This window comes from Streptomyces sp. NPDC018031 (assembly GCF_044327625.1).
Taxonomy (GTDB): Bacteria; Actinomycetota; Actinomycetes; order Streptomycetales; family Streptomycetaceae; genus Streptomyces.
Genome location: NZ_JBIRFT010000002.1, coordinates 653,429 through 669,882, shown reverse-complemented (window position 1 = coordinate 669,882; position 16,454 = coordinate 653,429). Strand labels below are relative to the sequence as shown.

The 16,454-nt window shown below is 73.5% G+C and carries 15 protein-coding genes; 4 read left to right on the top strand and 11 right to left on the bottom strand.

Going from position 1 to position 16,454, the window contains the following annotated elements; all coding sequences use genetic code 11:
• Positions 1–391: 391 nt before the first annotated feature.
• Positions 392–1,039, bottom strand: coding sequence for an HAD-IA family hydrolase (locus ACH4B3_RS09245; protein WP_398462120.1), 648 nt, complete (start codon positions 1,037–1,039; stop codon positions 392–394).
• 148 nt (positions 1,040–1,187) lie between these two features.
• On the opposite strand from ACH4B3_RS09245, the gene ACH4B3_RS09240 reads away from it, so the two are divergent.
• On the top strand, positions 1,188–1,556 hold the full coding sequence (locus ACH4B3_RS09240) for a hypothetical protein (protein WP_398462119.1): 369 nt from the start codon (positions 1,188–1,190) through the stop codon (positions 1,554–1,556).
• A complete protein-coding gene (locus ACH4B3_RS09235; RefSeq protein ID WP_398462118.1) occupies positions 1,549–2,013 on the top strand; it encodes a hypothetical protein in 465 nt (154 codons plus the stop codon). The genes ACH4B3_RS09240 and ACH4B3_RS09235 overlap by 8 nt, the downstream gene beginning before the upstream one ends.
• A 194-nt stretch (positions 2,014–2,207) precedes the next feature.
• On the opposite strand, the gene ACH4B3_RS09230 is transcribed toward ACH4B3_RS09235, so the two are convergent.
• The 3 genes from ACH4B3_RS09230 to ACH4B3_RS09220 form a co-directional block, all read right to left on the bottom strand.
• Positions 2,208–2,711 carry a GNAT family N-acetyltransferase gene (locus ACH4B3_RS09230; RefSeq protein WP_398462340.1) on the bottom strand — a complete coding sequence of 168 codons (504 nt, stop codon included), beginning with the start codon at positions 2,709–2,711 and terminating at the stop codon, positions 2,208–2,210.
• A 142-nt stretch (positions 2,712–2,853) separates the two neighbouring features.
• The gene (locus ACH4B3_RS09225) at positions 2,854–3,375 is read right to left on the bottom strand and encodes a sigma-70 family RNA polymerase sigma factor (protein ID WP_398462117.1); all 522 of its coding nucleotides are present in this window, start codon (positions 3,373–3,375) and stop codon (positions 2,854–2,856) included.
• A gap of 147 nt (positions 3,376–3,522) precedes the next feature.
• Positions 3,523–4,665 (bottom strand): glycerophosphodiester phosphodiesterase, encoded by a 1,143-nt coding sequence (locus tag ACH4B3_RS09220; RefSeq protein ID WP_398462116.1) that lies wholly within the window; start codon positions 4,663–4,665, stop codon positions 3,523–3,525.
• 329 nt (positions 4,666–4,994) lie between these two features.
• On the opposite strand from ACH4B3_RS09220, the gene ACH4B3_RS09215 reads away from it, so the two are divergent.
• Together ACH4B3_RS09215 and ngcE are read left to right on the top strand one after the other, a co-directional pair.
• Positions 4,995–5,672 (top strand): lysophospholipid acyltransferase family protein, encoded by a 678-nt coding sequence (locus ACH4B3_RS09215; RefSeq protein ID WP_398462115.1) that lies wholly within the window; start codon positions 4,995–4,997, stop codon positions 5,670–5,672.
• Between the two features lie 168 nt (positions 5,673–5,840).
• Positions 5,841–8,738, top strand: coding sequence for an N-acetylglucosamine/diacetylchitobiose ABC transporter substrate-binding protein (gene ngcE / locus ACH4B3_RS09210; RefSeq protein ID WP_398462114.1), 2,898 nt, complete (start codon positions 5,841–5,843; stop codon positions 8,736–8,738).
• 15 nt (positions 8,739–8,753) lie between these two features.
• Here ngcE and ACH4B3_RS09205 read toward each other — a convergent pair whose 3' ends face one another.
• The 7 genes from ACH4B3_RS09205 to ACH4B3_RS09175 form a co-directional block, all read right to left on the bottom strand.
• Positions 8,754–10,295, bottom strand: a complete 1,542-nt coding sequence (locus tag ACH4B3_RS09205; RefSeq protein ID WP_398462113.1) for an MFS transporter — start codon at positions 10,293–10,295, stop codon at positions 8,754–8,756.
• A complete protein-coding gene (locus ACH4B3_RS09200; RefSeq protein ID WP_398462112.1) occupies positions 10,292–10,843 on the bottom strand; it encodes a TetR/AcrR family transcriptional regulator in 552 nt (183 codons plus the stop codon). The genes ACH4B3_RS09205 and ACH4B3_RS09200 overlap by 4 nt, the downstream gene beginning before the upstream one ends.
• A gap of 81 nt (positions 10,844–10,924) precedes the next feature.
• Positions 10,925–12,352: an argininosuccinate lyase gene (gene argH, locus ACH4B3_RS09195; protein ID WP_398462111.1), complete on the bottom strand. Its 1,428-nt coding sequence runs from the start codon at positions 12,350–12,352 to the stop codon at positions 10,925–10,927.
• A gap of 147 nt (positions 12,353–12,499) precedes the next feature.
• Positions 12,500–13,696, bottom strand: coding sequence for an argininosuccinate synthase (locus ACH4B3_RS09190; protein WP_398462110.1), 1,197 nt, complete (start codon positions 13,694–13,696; stop codon positions 12,500–12,502).
• Between the two features lie 350 nt (positions 13,697–14,046).
• Positions 14,047–14,433, bottom strand: coding sequence for a DUF488 domain-containing protein (locus ACH4B3_RS09185; protein WP_398462109.1), 387 nt, complete (start codon positions 14,431–14,433; stop codon positions 14,047–14,049).
• A gap of 191 nt (positions 14,434–14,624) precedes the next feature.
• A complete protein-coding gene (locus ACH4B3_RS09180; RefSeq protein ID WP_398462108.1) occupies positions 14,625–15,200 on the bottom strand; it encodes an arginine repressor in 576 nt (191 codons plus the stop codon).
• A 7-nt stretch (positions 15,201–15,207) separates the two neighbouring features.
• Positions 15,208–16,425, bottom strand: a complete 1,218-nt coding sequence (locus ACH4B3_RS09175; protein ID WP_398462107.1) for an acetylornithine transaminase — start codon at positions 16,423–16,425, stop codon at positions 15,208–15,210.
• Positions 16,426–16,454: the final 29 nt, after the last annotated feature.

The following is a 16,454-nucleotide window of genomic DNA, read 5'->3' as shown; positions in this document are numbered from 1 at the left end:
GAAGGAGGGCGCGGCGGCGCGGGGCGCGGCTGCGGGTTTCCGGTGACGCGATGGGTCCCCGGCCGGAGGCTGGGGGCGGCTCGGTCGGTACGGCGGCGTCGGCGTCACCGTCCGGGCCGTGGGCCCGCCGGGCCGGACACGGCTCGGGAGGGACAGGTCTCGCTTCGGGGCGCGAGGCTCAGGCAGGGGCCCTCAGCTGTCACACATTCGACACATACAGCGAGCACCGGGCGTCGTGATCGCCTCGGTCGCAAGGGTGCGGCTGCTCGTCGTGGTCATGCGGCAAGTAAAGCAGACGAGTAGATGGACGGATCAACCATGTCCGAATACCGGACAGCGGCGGTCAGGATATGGACTCTCGGCGGCCTGCCCGGGCGCTCCGCGCGCACCGTCAGTCCGCCACCACGATCTCCAGGCCGCCGGTGGTGGCCTGCACCGAGACGGCCGAGAGGTCCGCCGCCACCGCGTCGGCCTTGAGCTGCTCCCGGGGGTGTGTTGTGGTCAACGCCACGGTCCGCATCCCGGCGGCCCGGCCGGCCGACAGCCCGGCGGGCGCGTCCTCGAAGACCACGCACCGGGCGGGGTCCACCGCCAGCCGCTCCGCGGCCAGCAGGAACGGTTCGGGGTCGGGCTTGCCCCGGGTGATGTCGTCCGCGGTGACCAGCACCGGGGGCCGGATCCCGGCCTCGGCGAGCCGGGCCCGGGCCAGCTGCCCGTTGGCGGAGGTGACCACCGCCCACGGATGGGCGGCCAGGCCGGCTATCAGCTCGGCGGTGCCGGGCAGCAGTGCCACCCCGCCGGGCACGTCCTCCAGCTCCAGCTCGTCGATGCGGGCCCGGGCGCCCGCGACCCGGGCGGGCGGCAGCAGGTCGGCGATGATGTCGGTGGCCGGCCGGCCGTGCAGCTCGACGCGCGCGAAGTCCTCCGCGCGGATCCCGTACTCACGGGCCCAGCGGGTCCAGCAGCGGATCACCGAGTCCAGTGAGGAGACGAGCGTGCCGTCGTTGTCGAAGAGAAGGGCGTCGGCGGAGATCCTCAACTGAGTCTCACCTCGCAATTCGAGACGTACGAAGCGGCCAGCGTACGTGCCGCCCCGGGGGCGGGCGCAACGCGGTGTTTCGGGCCGATTAGAGTCTCCCCATGCCTGTCCAGCCCTGTGTCCGCCGCCGTGTCGCGCGGAGGCCCCGGTGATCGACGCGTTGACGATCGTGATCGGTGTGACCGCTCTCACTCTCGCCGCCTGGTGCGGGTTCGCCGCCTACCGGGACCAGCCCACCAAGGACTGGCACTTCATCGGCATGGCCGTGGTGACCGTGCTGGGGCTGGCGCAGCTGGTGGTCGGCATCGTGCGGCTGGCCCGCGGCGAGGAGCCCGACCAGGGCACCGCGATCTTCGTCGCGTATCTGCTCGGATCGGCGCTGGCGGTGCCCATCGGTGCCTTCATGTCGCTGGCCGAGCGCACCCGCTGGGGCTCGGCGACGGTGGCCGCCGCGGCCGTGGTGATGGCCGTCCTCGAGGTGCGGCTGTTCGACATCTGGGAGGGCACCGGTGGCTGAGCGGACGTCCCCGGCGGCCGGGAGCGGGACGGGGAACGCCGGACCGCGGACCGGCTCCGGAGCCCGGGCCGGCCTGGGCCAGGGCCCCGGCCGGCTGCTGGTGCTGCTCTACGGGGTGTTCACCGTCGCGGCGGCGTCGCGCTCCGTCTACCAGCTGATCGCCCAGTACGAAGAGGCACCGCTGGCGTACGTGCTCTCGGCGGTCTCCGCCGCGGTGTACGCCTTCATCACCCTCTCCCTGGTCCGGGGCGGCGAGGGGGCCCGCAAGGCGGCCCTGGTCTGCTGCGCCGCCGAGCTGCTGGGAGTGCTGCTGGTGGGCACCTGGACGCTCGCCGACAAGTCGGCGTTCCCCGACGAGACGGTGTGGTCGGACTACGGCATGGGCTATCTGTTCATCCCGATCCTGCTGCCGGTCACCGGGCTGCTCTGGCTGCGCCGGGCCCGACCGGACGCCTGACCCGGCACCCCCGTCCGGCGCCTGACCCGGCACCCCCGACCGGCGCCTGACCCGGCACACCTGACCGACACCTGACCCGGCCCCTGACCGACACCTGATGCGGCGCCCCCGTCCGGCGCCTGACCCGGTCCGCCTGGGCGGGGCGCCCCCGGCCCGTGCGGACCGGGGGCGAGCGGTCCCGGCGGGCGAACCGGTCAGACGCCGGCCGCGAGCGCCGGCTCGCCGACCGGCTTCTCCAGGAACACCAGGCTCAGCCGGCGACTGATCTCCTCGGTGCCGGTCTGGGCGTAGCCGCAGCGGCGGTACAGCCGCAGATTGCCCTCGCTGCGGTGACCGGTGAACAGCCGGTACCGGGTGGCCGCACCGGCTTCCGCCAGCCGCTCCTCGATCGCGGCGAGCAGCCTCCCGCCCAGTCCGTGCCGCTGCATCCGGGGATGCACGATCAGCTTGCCGATGGCCGCGACACCGTCCTCGTCGACCGTTCCGCGGACCGAGCCGACGACCTCCGTGCCGAGCCGGGCGACCAGCACCACGCCCTCGCCCAGCTCGGCGCGGAGGTCGTCGAGGGACTGGGTCAGCGGCTCGATGGAGTAGTCGCCGTACAGCTCGGCCTCGCGCTGATAGCACAGGTACTGCAGTTTGAGGATCTGTTCGGCGTCGTGCTCGGTCGCCGCAGAGATGGTCACGCTCATGCCCATGGTGCGCATGCCTCCCCATGTCTCGTCCGCCTGCCGGCCGGGTTCCGTCCGTCCGGGCGATACCCGGGCCCCGGTGCCGGCCGGGCCGGTGTGGCCTGACCGGAGCCGCTGTGAGGGTGCACGCGTCTCCGAGGCGCGATGGTTACGCACGCTCCTTTCCCCGGAGTTCAGGAGTCGCAACCTCCGCCGTCAGCATTCTGCGCAGGCAACCCAGACATCGGGAACGAACCGGGCCCAGGCTGCCCTGTGACATTCCCAACTCCGCCGCGATCTCCCGGTAGGTGGGGTCCGCACGGGACAGCAGGGCGCCGAGCAGCCCGGGACAGCGGCCGGGCAGCCGGCGGACCGCGGCGTGCAGCACCCGGCCGGTCTCGGCGTCCAGGAACCGGCGCTCGGCGGCGGACTCCGGGCCGAGCCCCGGGCCGCCGCCGACCGGGTCGTACGGCACCTCCCGGCGGGCCCGGCGCCGGGCTCCGCGGGCCTCGGCGCGGACCGCGGTCCGCAGCCAGCTGGCCGGGCGGGGCGGCGGGCCGGCGGTACGGGTGTGCTCCAGCAGCCGTACCCACACGCCCTGTTCCAGATCGGCCGGGTCGATGCCCGCGCCGTGCGCCTCCGCCGCCGCCTCGGCGGCCAGCAGCGGACGCAGTTCCTCCCATAGGTCCATGCCCCGCGTGACGTGGCCGGCCCGGGCGCGGTTTCCGGTCCGGCCGCGGCTCACCCGACCGGGCGACACCCGGCCGGGTGCGGGTGACGCGGCGGCGGCGCCCGGTGCCGGACCCCGCGCGTGCGCACGGGCCCGGCGCCGCGCGGGTCAGGAGGAGCGGAACGCCTCCCGGGCGAGCAGCCCGGTGTCCGGGTTGTCGGTGAAGATGCCGTCGATGCCCTGCTCGAAGTAGACCTTGAGGGCGGCGAGCGCGTCCCCGTAGGCGTTCGGGTCGGTGCCGCGGCGGAAGTCCACCGGCAGGAAGGTGTTCTCGTTCCGCAGGGTGTAGGGGTGCAGGACCAGCCCGGCCGCGTGCGCGTCCTTCACCAGGGTGGTGGGCGTGCCCAGCCTGCCGCTCGCGTCCCGGGGGATGATCAGCAGCAGGGTGGGGCCGATGCCCTGGGCGAACCGGGCGATCCACGCCAGGCCCTCGGGCTTCACCAGGTCGGCGACGGTGCGCGGGTCACCGGCCTCCACGAAGTCCCAGGGGCGGGTGTTCGCCCCGTCCAGCAGCACCACCTTGGGGGTGTCCACCAGCTTGGCCAGCCGCTGGATGCTGCTGGGCTCGAAGGACTGGAGGAAGGTCGCCGAGTTCTTCCGGTGCCGGCCGTACCGGCGCAGCAGCTTGGCCAGCGGCTCCTCCAGCCCGAGGCCGAGCTTGCGGAAGTAGCTGGGGTGCTTGGTCTCGATGTGCAGCCAGATCCGGCGGCCGCGCCTGCGGCCCTCGCGCTCCGCCCACTCCATGACCTCCTGGAGGGTCGGCACCTGCCACACCCCGTTGTAGAGGGTGTTGTGCTGGCGGGTGCCCGGTATGCGCTCCTTGGCGCGCAGCGTCTTCAGTTCGGCGAGGGTGAAGTCCTCGGTGAACCAGCCCGTCAGCGAGGTGCCGTCGACCGTCTTGGTGGTCTTGCGGCCCGCGAACTCGGGGTGGTCGGCGACATCGGTGGTGGCCGTGATGTCGTTCTCGTGGCGGCAGACCAGGTGCCCGTCCTTGGTGGGCACCAGGTCCTGCTCGATGACGTCCGCGCCCATGTCCAGGGCGAGCTGGTACGAGCCGAGGGTGTGCTCGGGCCGGTAGCCGCTGGCGCCGCGGTGCGCGATGACGGTCGGCACCGGCAGCTCGCGGTACGAGCCCGGGCCGCCGTGCTGCCCGGCCGCGGCGGTGCCCGCCGCGCCCACTACCGCCACGCCCGCACCGAGGGCCGCGACCCCCAGAAGGGCGCGCCGCCCCGGCTGCTGCTCCTGCTCCATGAGCACTCCTCGCTGTGATGTCGCCGTGTGACGTGGGGGGTGGGTCGCGGCGGGGCCGCCCGGGTCGTCGGGCTGTTGCCGCTGCTACCGCCCGCAGCACGTCGTGACCTGCCGGAAGAACGGCCCGATCGTAAGGGTGTTCGTGTTTCCGGCGGGAGACGCCGGACCGAACGCGACGCAAACTGGAGTCAACACTGCGTGTCGGCGCCGTGCACCCGGTGTGCGCCCGGAGGTGACTCGCGAGTATCGTCCACACCTGCGCGGGTGAGGGGCGGTGGATCCGGCCCCGGCGCCGGCGCAGCGACTGACGACCACGACCGGAGGGCCCGTTGTCCCGCATCTTCCTCAAGGCGACGCTCGGTGTGCTGTTGCGCGTCCTGTTCCGCCCGCGTGTCGAGGGGGCGGAGCACATTCCGCAGCGCGGCCCGGTGATCCTCGCCGGCAACCACGTCACCTTCATCGACTCGATGTTCCTGACGCTGGTGGTGAAGCGTCCGGTGTTCTTCATCGGCAAGGACGAGTACGTGAAGGGCAAGGGCCTCAAGGGCCGGCTGATGGCCTGGTTCTTCACCGCCGCCGGCATGATCCCGGTGGACCGGGACGGCGGGCACGGCGGGGTGGCCGCGCTGATGACCGGGCGCCGGGTGCTGGAGGAGGGCCACGCGTTCGGCATCTACCCGGAGGGCACCCGTTCGCCGGACGGGCGGCTGTACCGCGGTCGCACCGGTATCGCCCGGCTGACCCTGATGACGGGGGCGCCGGTGGTGCCGTTCGCGATGCTGGGCACCGACAAGGTGCAGCCCAGCGGCAGCGGCATGCCGCGGATCGCGCCGGTCACGGTCCGTTTCGGCGAGCCACTGGACTTCACCCGGTACGAGGGCATGGACCGCGACCGGTATGTGCTGCGGGCGGTGACCGACGAGGTGATGAGCGAGGTCATGCGGCTCTCCGGCCAGGAGTACGTGGACGTCTACGCCACCAAGGCCCGGACCCAGCAGGCGGCCTGACCCGCCGCGACCCCGCCGGCACCGGCCCACGGCCCCGCTTCGAGCGGGGCCGTGATCTTTCTCCCCGCAAACCCCGGCGGCAGCCGTCCGTTTGGACGATACTGACGAGCGCTCGGACGACACCGGCGAGCGCTCGGCGCCGGTTCCGGGTACGCGGAAGGGGATGCGGTGAAGAAGCGGCTCGCGGCGGACGACCCGAGACGGATCGGGCCGTTCCGGCTGTTCGGCCTGCTCGGCGGCGGGGGCATGGGACGGGTCTACCTGGGCCGGTCGCCCCAGGGGCGCACGGTCGCGGTGAAGGCGGCGCGCGCGGAGCTCTCCGACGATCCGGTGTTCCGGCGCCGCTTCGCCCGCGAGGTGGCGGCGGCCCGCCGGGTCGTCGGACCGTACGTGGCCCCGGTGGTGGACGCCGACCCGGACGCCGGGACCCCGTGGATGGCCACCGCCTACGTCCCCGGCGTCTCGCTCACCGACGCCGTCACGGAACACGGCCCGCTGCCCGAACCGGTGGTGCGGCTGCTCCTCGGCGGACTGGTCGAGGCGCTCACCGCGATCCACGCCGCGGGGCTGGTCCACCGCGACCTGAAGCCCTCGAACGTGCTGCTGGCACCGGACGGTCCGCGCGTCATCGACTTCGGCATCGCCCACTCCGCGACCCACAGCGCGCTCACGCACACGGGTACCTCGCTGGGCACCGCCGGCTACATGGCGCCCGAACAGGTGACCGGCTCCGGCCCGGGTGTCTCCGGAGCCACCGACGTCTTCGCCCTGGGCGGTGTGCTGGTCTTCGCCGCCACCGGGGCCGGCCCGTACGGCGCGGCCGACCCGCAGATCCTGATGTACCGCACGGTCCACGAGGGCCCGCTGCTGGCGGAGGTGCCCAAGGGGCTGCGCCGGATCGCCGAGCGGTGCCTGGCCAAGGATCCGGCGGCCCGGCCCGCACTGCCGGAACTGGCCCGGGAGTTCGGCCCGGTGGGGCCGGCGGCGTACGCGCAGTGGCTGCCGGCCGCCGTCTCCTACCGGTTGCTGGCACTGGCGGGTGAGATCCTCGGCGCCGCCGCCCCGGACGACGCGCCGGAGGAGGCGCTGGAGGGAACTCCGGCGGAGGGCCGGGCGGAGTCCCCCGGCGCCGGGCACGGGTCCGGCCCCGCCCCGCAGGCCGGCCCCGGTGCCGGTCGGGTGCCGGACGCGCCGGGAGGGCCCGGCCCGCGGGCCTCCGGCGAGACCGGTCCACCGCCCGGGCCGGCGGGGCCGCCCGCCTCCGGCGCCCAGGCGCCACCCGGCTCCGGCGCCGCGCCCGGGCCGGCCTTCGGTCCGCCGCCCGGACCACTGCCCGAGCCACTGCCCGCCCCGTGGACCGGTCCGTCCGCCTGGCCGCGTCCGGCGCCGCCGGACGCGGCGTGGGACGCCGCGCTGCCGCCCACGGTCGACGGCACCGGGACCGGTGGCGGGCCGGCACCCGCCCGGCCGTCCGGACCGGCCCCCACCCGGCCGCTGCCGCCGCCCGGTGCCGCGGGGGACGGGGCCGGGTGGACCGGACCCGGCGCGGCACCGGTCGCCGGGCCGGGAGCCGGGCAGGTCGCCGGGCCGGGGGCGGCCGGTCCCGCGGAACGGCGGATCGGCCGGCGCGGTCTGCTGCGCGGTCTGTCGGCCGCCGCCGTGACGGCCGCGGCCGGTGGCGGCGTCGCCTGGTGGCGGCTGGCGTCGGGCCCGGACGACGACGGCGGTGGCGGCTCCGGCGGTGGCAGCCCCCGGCCGGGCGGGTCCACCGACGGCGAGAACACCGGCCCCGGCAACCCACTCGGCGCCGAGCCCGGCGCACGGGTGGACGTCCTGCTGTTCCGCGGACAATTCGTCGATACCTATCTGCCGTACCCCGGCGAGGTGTACCGCAAAGCGTTCGACGGCGCACAGGTCAAGAAGGAGACGACCGACCAGATCGGGGCGGTGATGACGACCCGGCTGTCCGGAGACAGCCCGCCCGACCTGGTGGAGAACTCCGGACCGGACCAGCTCACGCTCGCCACCCTCGCGAAGGAAGGCCGGCTGACCGACCTCACGGCGCTGCTGGACGCCCCGTCCTACGACGACCCGGACACCCGGGTCCGGGACACCCTGCGGCCCGGGGCGCTGGAGACCGACGACACCGGGCGCAAGGTCCTCGCCCTGCACTACTCCTACACCGTCTACGGGGTGTGGCACTCCGGGGCGCGACTGCAGGAGCTCGGCCTGGAGTCCCCGAAGACCTGGGACGACATGCTGGAGGCGTGCCGGGCGGCGAAGTCCGCCGGCACCGCCGGCTGGACCTACGCCGGCACGTTCCCCTACTACCTGGGGTACGCGCTGCTCCCGTTCATCGGCAAGATCGGCGGCCCGGCGGTGCTCGCCGCCATCGACAACCTGGAGCCGCGAGCCTGGCGGCACTCCGCGGTGCGGGACGCGTTCGAGGCGTACTACCAGTTGGGGCGGGACGGCCACGTCCTCCCCCGGACGGCGGACATGAACCACACCGAGTCCCAGCAGGCCTGGGCCGCCGGCAAGGCGCTGTTCCTCCCCAACGGCTCCTGGATCGCCCAGGAGACCGAGGAGGCCGGCCGGCCGGAGTTCGAGCTGGCGGTGGCCGGATCCTACTCCCTGAGCGCTTCCGACAAGCTGCCGTTCGGGGCGGTGTGGGGGGCCGGCGGCGCGCCCTTCCTCGTGCCCAGAGCGGCCCGGAACCCGGCCGGCGCCCAGGAACTGCTCCGCATCATGCTCTCCCAGGACGCGGCCCACCAGTTCGGCGACGAAGCCGTTTCGCTGACCTCCGTGGTCGGCACCGGGAGCACCGACCGGAAGAAGTCGCCGCTGGTCGCCGCCACCTCCGCGCTGGACGCGGCGGGGAAGAACCTCCTGCGGCCCCGGATCACCGAGTGGTACGACACGCTGTACCGGGAAGGGATCGCCCCGGTCTTCGGCCGGCTCCTGCAGGGCGAGGTCCGGCCCGCCGACGCGGTGCGGGAGATCCAGCGGGCGGCGGACCGGACCGCCGGCGACGCGGAGGTGCCCAAGCGCCGCCACCCCGGCTGACCCGGCGCCGGCACCTCACTCCTCGTGGGCGCTGTCCGCCAGCCGCTGCCCGCGCAGCGCGAACCAGGCGCCCAGCGCGGCCACCAGCAGCACCAGTGCGCCCATCCCGGCGGCGATCCGCAGGCCCTCCACGAACGCTTCGCGTGCCGAGTCGAGCAGCTGTGCGCCGGTGTCCCTGGGCAGTCCGGCCGCTGCCTCCACGGCCCCGCCCAGCGACTCGTGGGCCTCCGCGGCCGCCGCATCGGGCACGCCCTGGGGCGTGTCGAAGTTCCGGTAGACACCGGTCACGATGGAGCCGAGCAGCGCGATACCCAGCGCCGCGCCCAGTTCGTACGCCGTCTCCGAGACCGCGGACGCCGCACCGGCCTGGTGCTTGGGCACACTGGAGAGGATGACGTCGGCGGTGACGGTGAACGAGAAGCCGGCACCGACGCCGACCACCAGCAGCACCGTGCCCAGCAGCGGGTAGCCGGTGTCGGCCTGCAGCGAGGTGAGGGCGGCGAGGGCCAGGCCCAGCGCGGCCAGGCCGCCGGAGACCACCGCCCGGACCGAGAACCGGCGGGCGGCGTGCCCGGCCACCAGACCGGCGGCCACCGCGCCGATGGCCGCGGGCAGTTCCGCCAGGCCGGCCTCGAGCGGCTCACGCCCCTGCACCAGCTGGAGGAACTGGGAGAGGAAGAAGATCAGCCCGGCCAGTCCCAGGATGGTGAGCAGGTCCGCGAGCACCGCGCCGGAGAATCCGCGGCGTTTGAACAGCCGCATGTCCAGCAGCGGCACCGGCAGCGTGAGCTGGCGCCGGACGAACCACACCAGGGCCAGCGCGCCGATCGCGAGCGCAGCCGCGCTGTCGGCGTGCATCCCGTGGGCGGCCGTCTCCTTGATCGCGTACACCACGGCGACCACACCGATCAGCGACAGGAAGACGCTGAGCAGGTCCCAGGGGCCGGGTGCGGGGTCCCGGGACTCGGGCAGCAGTCTGATGCCGACCAGCACCAGGACCGCCATCACCGGGAGGTTGATCAGGAAGACCGAGCCCCACCAGTAGTGCTCCAGCAGGAATCCGCCCACCACCGGGCCGACGGCGGCGCCGGCCGAGGCGGTGGCTCCCCAGATGCCGACGGCGAGACTGCGCTCGCGGGGGTCGTGGAAGAGGTTGCGGATCAGGGCGAGGGTGGCGGGCATCAGGGTCGCCCCGGCCACTCCCAGCAGCGCCCGGGCCACGATCATCATCTCCGGGCTGGTGGCGTAGGCGTTGAGCACCGACACCGCGCCGAAGGCGACCGAGCCGCACAGCAGCAGCCGCTTGCGGCCGATCCGGTCCCCCAGGCTGCCCATCGAGACCAGCAGGCCGGCGATCACGAACGAGTAGACGTCGCCGATCCACAGCAGCTGGGTGCTGGAGGGCTGGAGGTCCTCGCTGAGGTAGGGGGTGGCCAGGCCCAGCACGGTCGCGTCGACGGCGACCAGCAGTACGGCGAGGACCAGTACGGCCAGGGCCAGCCAGCGCCCGGGCCGCAGTTGCTCGCCGCTCTTGGGGTCCATCAGCTCGGTGCTCATCGGTCGGTACTCCGTCGTGCTCCACCGAGCAGCAGCTCGATGACCATGTAGTCCATGTCGTTGGCCGCGACCCGCCCGTCCTGGACGGCCCAGGCGCCCGCGGCGACCAGCCCGTACAGCGCCTCGGTGAGCCAGGCCGGGGTGAGGTCCAGCCGGATGGCGCCCTCCTCCTGGCCCCGGCGGAAGAGGGCGGCCACCCGGGCGTCCAGCCGGGCCCAGCCCTCGTGGATCTCCTCACCCTCGAAGAGCTGGTTCTCGGTGTAGAGGAAGGCGAGGAATCCGGCGACCGGGTGCGTCGCGGCGACCAGGCGCCGGAGGGCCTCGACGGGGTCGCCCTGCTCCAGCCGGGCGCCGTCCAGCGCGCCCTGGAGCTGTTCGATGCACAGCTCCTCCAGCGCCCGTATCAGGGCGTCCCGGCCGGCGAACTGCCGGTGCAGGGTGGCGCGGCTGATGCCGGCCGCGCGGGCGATCTCATCCATGGAAGCGGTCGACTTCCGGGTGAGCAGAGCGGCGGCTGCGCGGAGGACCTGGCCACGGTCAACAGTCATGAGACAACAATAACCCGCATGAGACAAGAATGTCTCATGCGGGTGGGGATCGCTCCTGCCCGCACTGCCCGGAGGCAGTGCTCAGCGCTTGGCGTCCGCCCAGTCGCGCTGGACCGCGAGGTCGGCCTTCACCTCGGCGAGCTGGGTGGCGACGGCGGACGGGGCGGTGCCTCCGCGGCCGCTGCGGGCGGCGAGCGCTCCGGCCACGTTGAGGACCGAGCGGACCTCCGGGGTGAGGTGCGGGGAGATCTTGACGAACTGCTCGTCGGTGAGCTGGTCCAGCTCGATGGCGTGCGCCTCGCACTCCTTGACGCACTCCCCCGCCACCTCGTGGGCGACGCGGAACGGGACGCCCTGCTTGACGAGCCATTCGGCGATGTCGGTGGCGAGCGAGAAGCCGGCCGGGGCCAGTTCCGCCATCCGTTCCCGGTTGACGGTGAGCGTGGCCATCATCCCGGTGAACGCCGGCAGCAGCACCTCCAGCTGGTCGCAGGAGTCGAACACCGGCTCCTTGTCTTCCTGGAGGTCGCGGTTGTAGGCGAGCGGAAGCGCCTTGAGGGTGGCCAGCAGGCCGGTGAGGTTGCCGATGAGCCGGCCGGACTTGCCGCGCGCCAGCTCGGCGATGTCCGGGTTCTTCTTCTGCGGCATGATCGACGAGCCGGTGGAGAAGGCGTCGTGCAGGGTCACGAAGGAGAATTCCTTGGTGTTCCAGATGATGACCTCCTCGGCGATCCGGGAGAGGTCGACGCCGATCATGGCGGTGATGAAGGCGAACTCGGCCACGAAGTCACGCGAGGCCGTGCCGTCGATGGAGTTCCCCGAGGAGCCGCGCTCGAAGCCGAGGTCCCGCGCCACCGCTTCGGGGTCGAGGCCCAGCGAGGATCCGGCGAGCGCTCCGGAGCCGTAGGGCGACACCGCGGTCCGCTCGTCCCACTGCCGCAGCCGCTCGGCGTCCCGGGAGAGCGCCTGGACGTGCGCGAGGACGTGGTGGGCGAAGAGCACCGGCTGGGCGTGCTGGAGGTGGGTACGACCGGGCATGGCCACATCGGGGTGGGCCTCGGCGAGGTCCACCAGCGCCTGCTGGAGGTCGGCGATCAGCCCGCCGATGATCCGCGCGTGGTCCCGCAGGTACATCCGGAAGAGGGTGGCCACCTGGTCGTTCCGCGAACGGCCGGCGCGGAGCTTGCCACCGAGGTCGGCGCCGAGGCGCTCCAGCAGTCCCCGCTCCAGGGCGGTGTGCACGTCCTCGTCGGCGATGGTGCCCACGAAGACCCCGGACGCGACGTCCGCCTCGAGCCGGTCCAGCCCCTCCAGCATCCGCTCCAGTTCGTCGGCGGTCAGGAGGTCGGCCTGGTGCAGCACCCGGGCATGGGCGCGGGAGCCGGCGATGTCGTACGGCGCGAGCCGCCAGTCGAAGTGGACGGACGCCGAAAGCTTGGCCAGTGCCTCCGCCGGGCCGTCGGCGAAACGCCCGCCCCAGAGCCGGACGTCACCGCTGTTGCTGCTCACTGCTGCTGCTCGCTTCTCTTCGTGTCCCTGCGCGAACGGAGGGGGACGGGTGGACGGGACCGGTGTGTGGAGCCGCCTCCTCACGGCAGGTGGCGAGGAGGCGGCAGTGGCACGGGGGGCCGGCTCGCGAGCCGGGGCGGCGCGGGGTTACGCGCTCAGGTCACGGCGCGCCGCGATCTTGGACGACAGGCCGAAGATCTCGATGAAGCCCTTGGACAGCGACTGGTCGAAGGTGTCGCCGGTGTCGTAGGTGGCGAGGTTGAAGTCGTACAGCGAGGCGTCCGACTTCCGGCCGGTGACGACGGCACGGCCGCCGTGCAGGGTCATCCGGACGTCCCCGGTGACGTGCTGGTTCGCTTCGTTGATGAAGCCGTCGAGGGCCCGCTTGAGGGGGGAGAACCACAGGCCGTCGTAGACCAGCTCGCCCCAGCGCTGCTCGACCTGCCGCTTGTAGCGGGCCAGCTCACGCTCGACGGTGACGCTCTCCAGCTCCTGGTGCGCGGTGATCAGCGCGATGGCACCGGGCGCCTCGTACACCTCGCGGGACTTGATGCCCACCAGCCGGTCCTCGACCATGTCGATCCGGCCGACGCCCTGAGCACCGGCACGCTCGTTGAGCTGCTGGATCGCCTGCAGGACGGTGACGGGCTTGCCGTCGATGGCGACCGGGACGCCCTCCTTGAAGGAGATGATCACCTCGTCGGCGTCACGCTGGGCCGCCGGGTTCTCCGTGTACTCGTAGATGTCCTCGATCGGGGCGTTCCAGATGTCCTCCAGGAAGCCGGTCTCCACGGCCCGCCCGAAGACGTTCTGGTCGATGGAGTACGGGGACTTCTTGGTGGTCGCGATCGGCAGGTCCTTCGCCTCGCAGAAGGCGATGGCCTTGTCCCGCGTCATGGCGTAGTCCCGGACCGGGGCGATGCACTTCAGGTCCGGGGCGAGGGAGGAGATGCCCGCCTCGAACCGCACCTGGTCGTTGCCCTTGCCGGTGCAGCCGTGGGCCACCGTGCTCGCGCCGTGCTTGCGGGCCGCGGCGACGAGGTGCTTGACGATCGTCGGCCGGGACAGCGCGGACACCAGCGGGTACCGGTCCATGTACAGGGCGTTGGCCTTGATCGCCGGGAGGCAGTACTCGTCGGCGAACTCGTCCTTGGCGTCCGCGACCTCGGCCTCGACGGCGCCGCAGGCGAGGGCGCGCTTGCGGATGACGTCCAGGTCCTCGCCGCCCTGGCCGACGTCCACGGCAACGGCGATGACCTCGGCGCCGGTCTCCTCGGCGATCCAGCCGATGGCGACAGAGGTGTCCAGACCGCCTGAATAGGCGAGTACGACGCGCTCGGTCACGGGTTTCTCCTTACGGTCCATACGCTCTTGGGTATAAGTATGCACTCCACCGTATGTTTCGTCAACGCGGCTGGTCGGAGCCGGTCCGGCGGGGCTGGGCGGGACGGGTGACACGGGCGCGGGGCCGGGGGCGCGGGGCCGCGGGCCGGTGGTCCGGTCGGGGGCGGAGGGCCGGCGGGCGGGCGGAGGGCCGGCGGGCGGGAGAACCGGTCGGAGAGCGGGCGGGCGGAGGGCCGGCGGACCAGCGGGCCGGAGGACTAGCGGGCGGGGAGGCCCGGCCGGCGGCAGAACCCGTCGGCCGCAGAGCCGGCGGGCGGGCGGAGGACCGGCGGGCGGGGAGGCCGGTGGGCTCAGTCGGCGGTGTCGCGGACCACCTCGGCCAGCACCCCGGCGTGGGCGTGCGACAGGTCCCGGGTCGCGGTGAGCAGGGTCAGCGGCCCTTGGGCGGCCAGTCGGCGCAGCCGGTCCACCGCCTCCCGGCCGGCCGGTTCCGCCAGCTCCGCCCGGTACCGCTCGGCGAACGCCTCGAACTTCTCCGGGGTGTGCCCGTACCAGCGGCGGAGTTCCGACGACGGGGCCACCTCCTTGGCCCAGTCGTCGAGCCGGGCCGCCTCCTTCGCCAGCCCCCGCGGCCAGAGCCGGTCCACCAGGACCCGGGCCCCGTCGTCCGGCCGCGGTTCCTCGTACACACGGCGGACCGCGACCCGGTCCTGCCCGCCCTTGCGCGCTCCGGTCATGCCCCCATGAAACCCGTCCGGGGCCCCTGCGGGAACCAGCGAACCGCCCGGTCCCCCGGGTGGCCCAGCGGCGGCCGGAGGCGCGCCCGGGCATCCCCGGCCGGACTCGCCGGGGGTGTCGCGTCGCCCTCGGTGGGGTCGCCCTCGGTGGGTTCGCCCCCGGTGGGTTCGGGCGCCGGCCGGGGCTTGTGTCAGCGGGCTTTCTGCGCCAGCCGCAGCAGGTGGTCCGCCAGCGCCTGGCCGCCGGCGGGGTCACGGCTGATCAGCAGCAGGGTGTCGTCGCCGGCGATGGTGCCGAGGATGTCGTGCAGCTCGGCCTGGTCGATCGCGGAGGCCAGGAACTGCGCGGCACCGGGCGGGGTGCGCAGCACCACCAGGTTGGCCGAGGCTTCGGCGGAGATGAGGAGTTCGCCGGAGAGGCGGCGCATGCGCTCCTCCTTGGCGGACTCCCCCAGGGGTGCCTGCGGGGTGCGGAAGCCGCCCTCGCTGGGCACGGCGTAGATCAGCTCCCCGCCGGTGTTGCGGATCTTGACCGCGCCCAGTTCGTCGAGGTCCCGGGAGAGGGTTGCCTGGGTGACGGACAGCCCGTCGTCGGCGAGCAGCTTGGCGAGCTGGCTCTGGGACCGCACCGGTTGCCGGTTGAGGATGTCCACGATCCGGCGGTGGCGGGCGGTGCGGGTCTGTGGCACGGCCTGGCCGGCGGCGTGTGCCGCGGCAACGTCTCGTGCCTCGCTGTCCCGTAGCTCGTTGTGCTGCGCCTCGGTCATCGTGTCGTCAGTCTCCGGATTGTCGTTCCCCGTGTCCCGTCCGGCCGACGGGGCGGTGGGCGGCGTCCAGGGCGCCGGGGAGGGCCTGGAGGAAGGCGTCCACGACGGCGTCGTCGACGATCAGCGGCGGAGCGAGCCGGATGACGTCCGGCGCGACCGCGTTCACCAGGAGTCCCGCGTCCTGAGCCGCCTGCTGCACCCGCGGCGCGAGGGACTCTGTGAGCACGATACCCAGCAGCAGCCCCGCGCCGCGGACCTGGCCGACCAGCGGATGGCGGATGGCCTCGATTCCGTCGCGCAGCCGCTCCCCCGCCCGCTTGACCCGGTCGAGCAGTCCGTCGGCGGCGATGGTGTCCAGGACGGCGAGCGCCGCGGCGCACGCGACGGGGTTTCCGCCGAACGTGGAACCGTGCTGGCCGGGCGTCAGGAGTTCGGCGGCGGGGCCGAAGGCGATGGTGGCGCCGATGGGGAGGCCGGCCCCGAGGCCCTTGGCGAGGGTGACGACGTCCGGCTCCACGCCCTGTGCCTGGTGCTCGAACCAGTGGCCCGTTCGGCCGATACCCGTCTGGATCTCGTCGAGGACCAGCAGCGTCCCGGTCGCCCGGGTGATCTCCCGGGCCGCCGCGAGGTATCCGGGGGGCGGGACGACCACGCCGTTCTCGCCCTGGATGGGTTCGATGATCACCAGGGCGGTGTCGGTGGTGACGGCCGCCCGGAGTGCTTCGGTGTCCCCGTACGGCACATGGGTGACATCACCGATCAGGGGCAGGAACGGGGCTTGCTTGGCGGGTTGGCCGGTGAGGGCGAGGGCCCCCATGGTCCGGCCGTGGAAGCCGCCGGTGGTGGAGACCATGTGGGTGCGCCCGGTACGCCGTCCGATTTTGATCGCCGCTTCCACCGCCTCGGTGCCGGAGTTGGCGAAGTAGACCTTGCCCGGGCGGCCGGACAGCTGGAGCAGCCGTTCGGCGAGCGCCACCGTCGGCTCGGCGAGGTAGAGGTTGGAGACGTGGCCGAGGGTGGCGATCTGCTCGGACACGGCGCGCACCACGGCGGGGTGGGCGTGGCCGAGGGAGGTGACCGCGATCCCGCCGATGAAGTCCAGGTACGCGTTGCCGTCGGCGTCCCAGACGCGGGCGCCGGCGCCGCGGGCGAGTGGCAGCCGGGGGGTGCCGTAGTTGTCCATCATCGCGCCCTGCCAGCGCTGTTTCAGCTCGGAGTTGGTCACGGCTGCGGCTCCTTCGTGTCAGTGTGGGT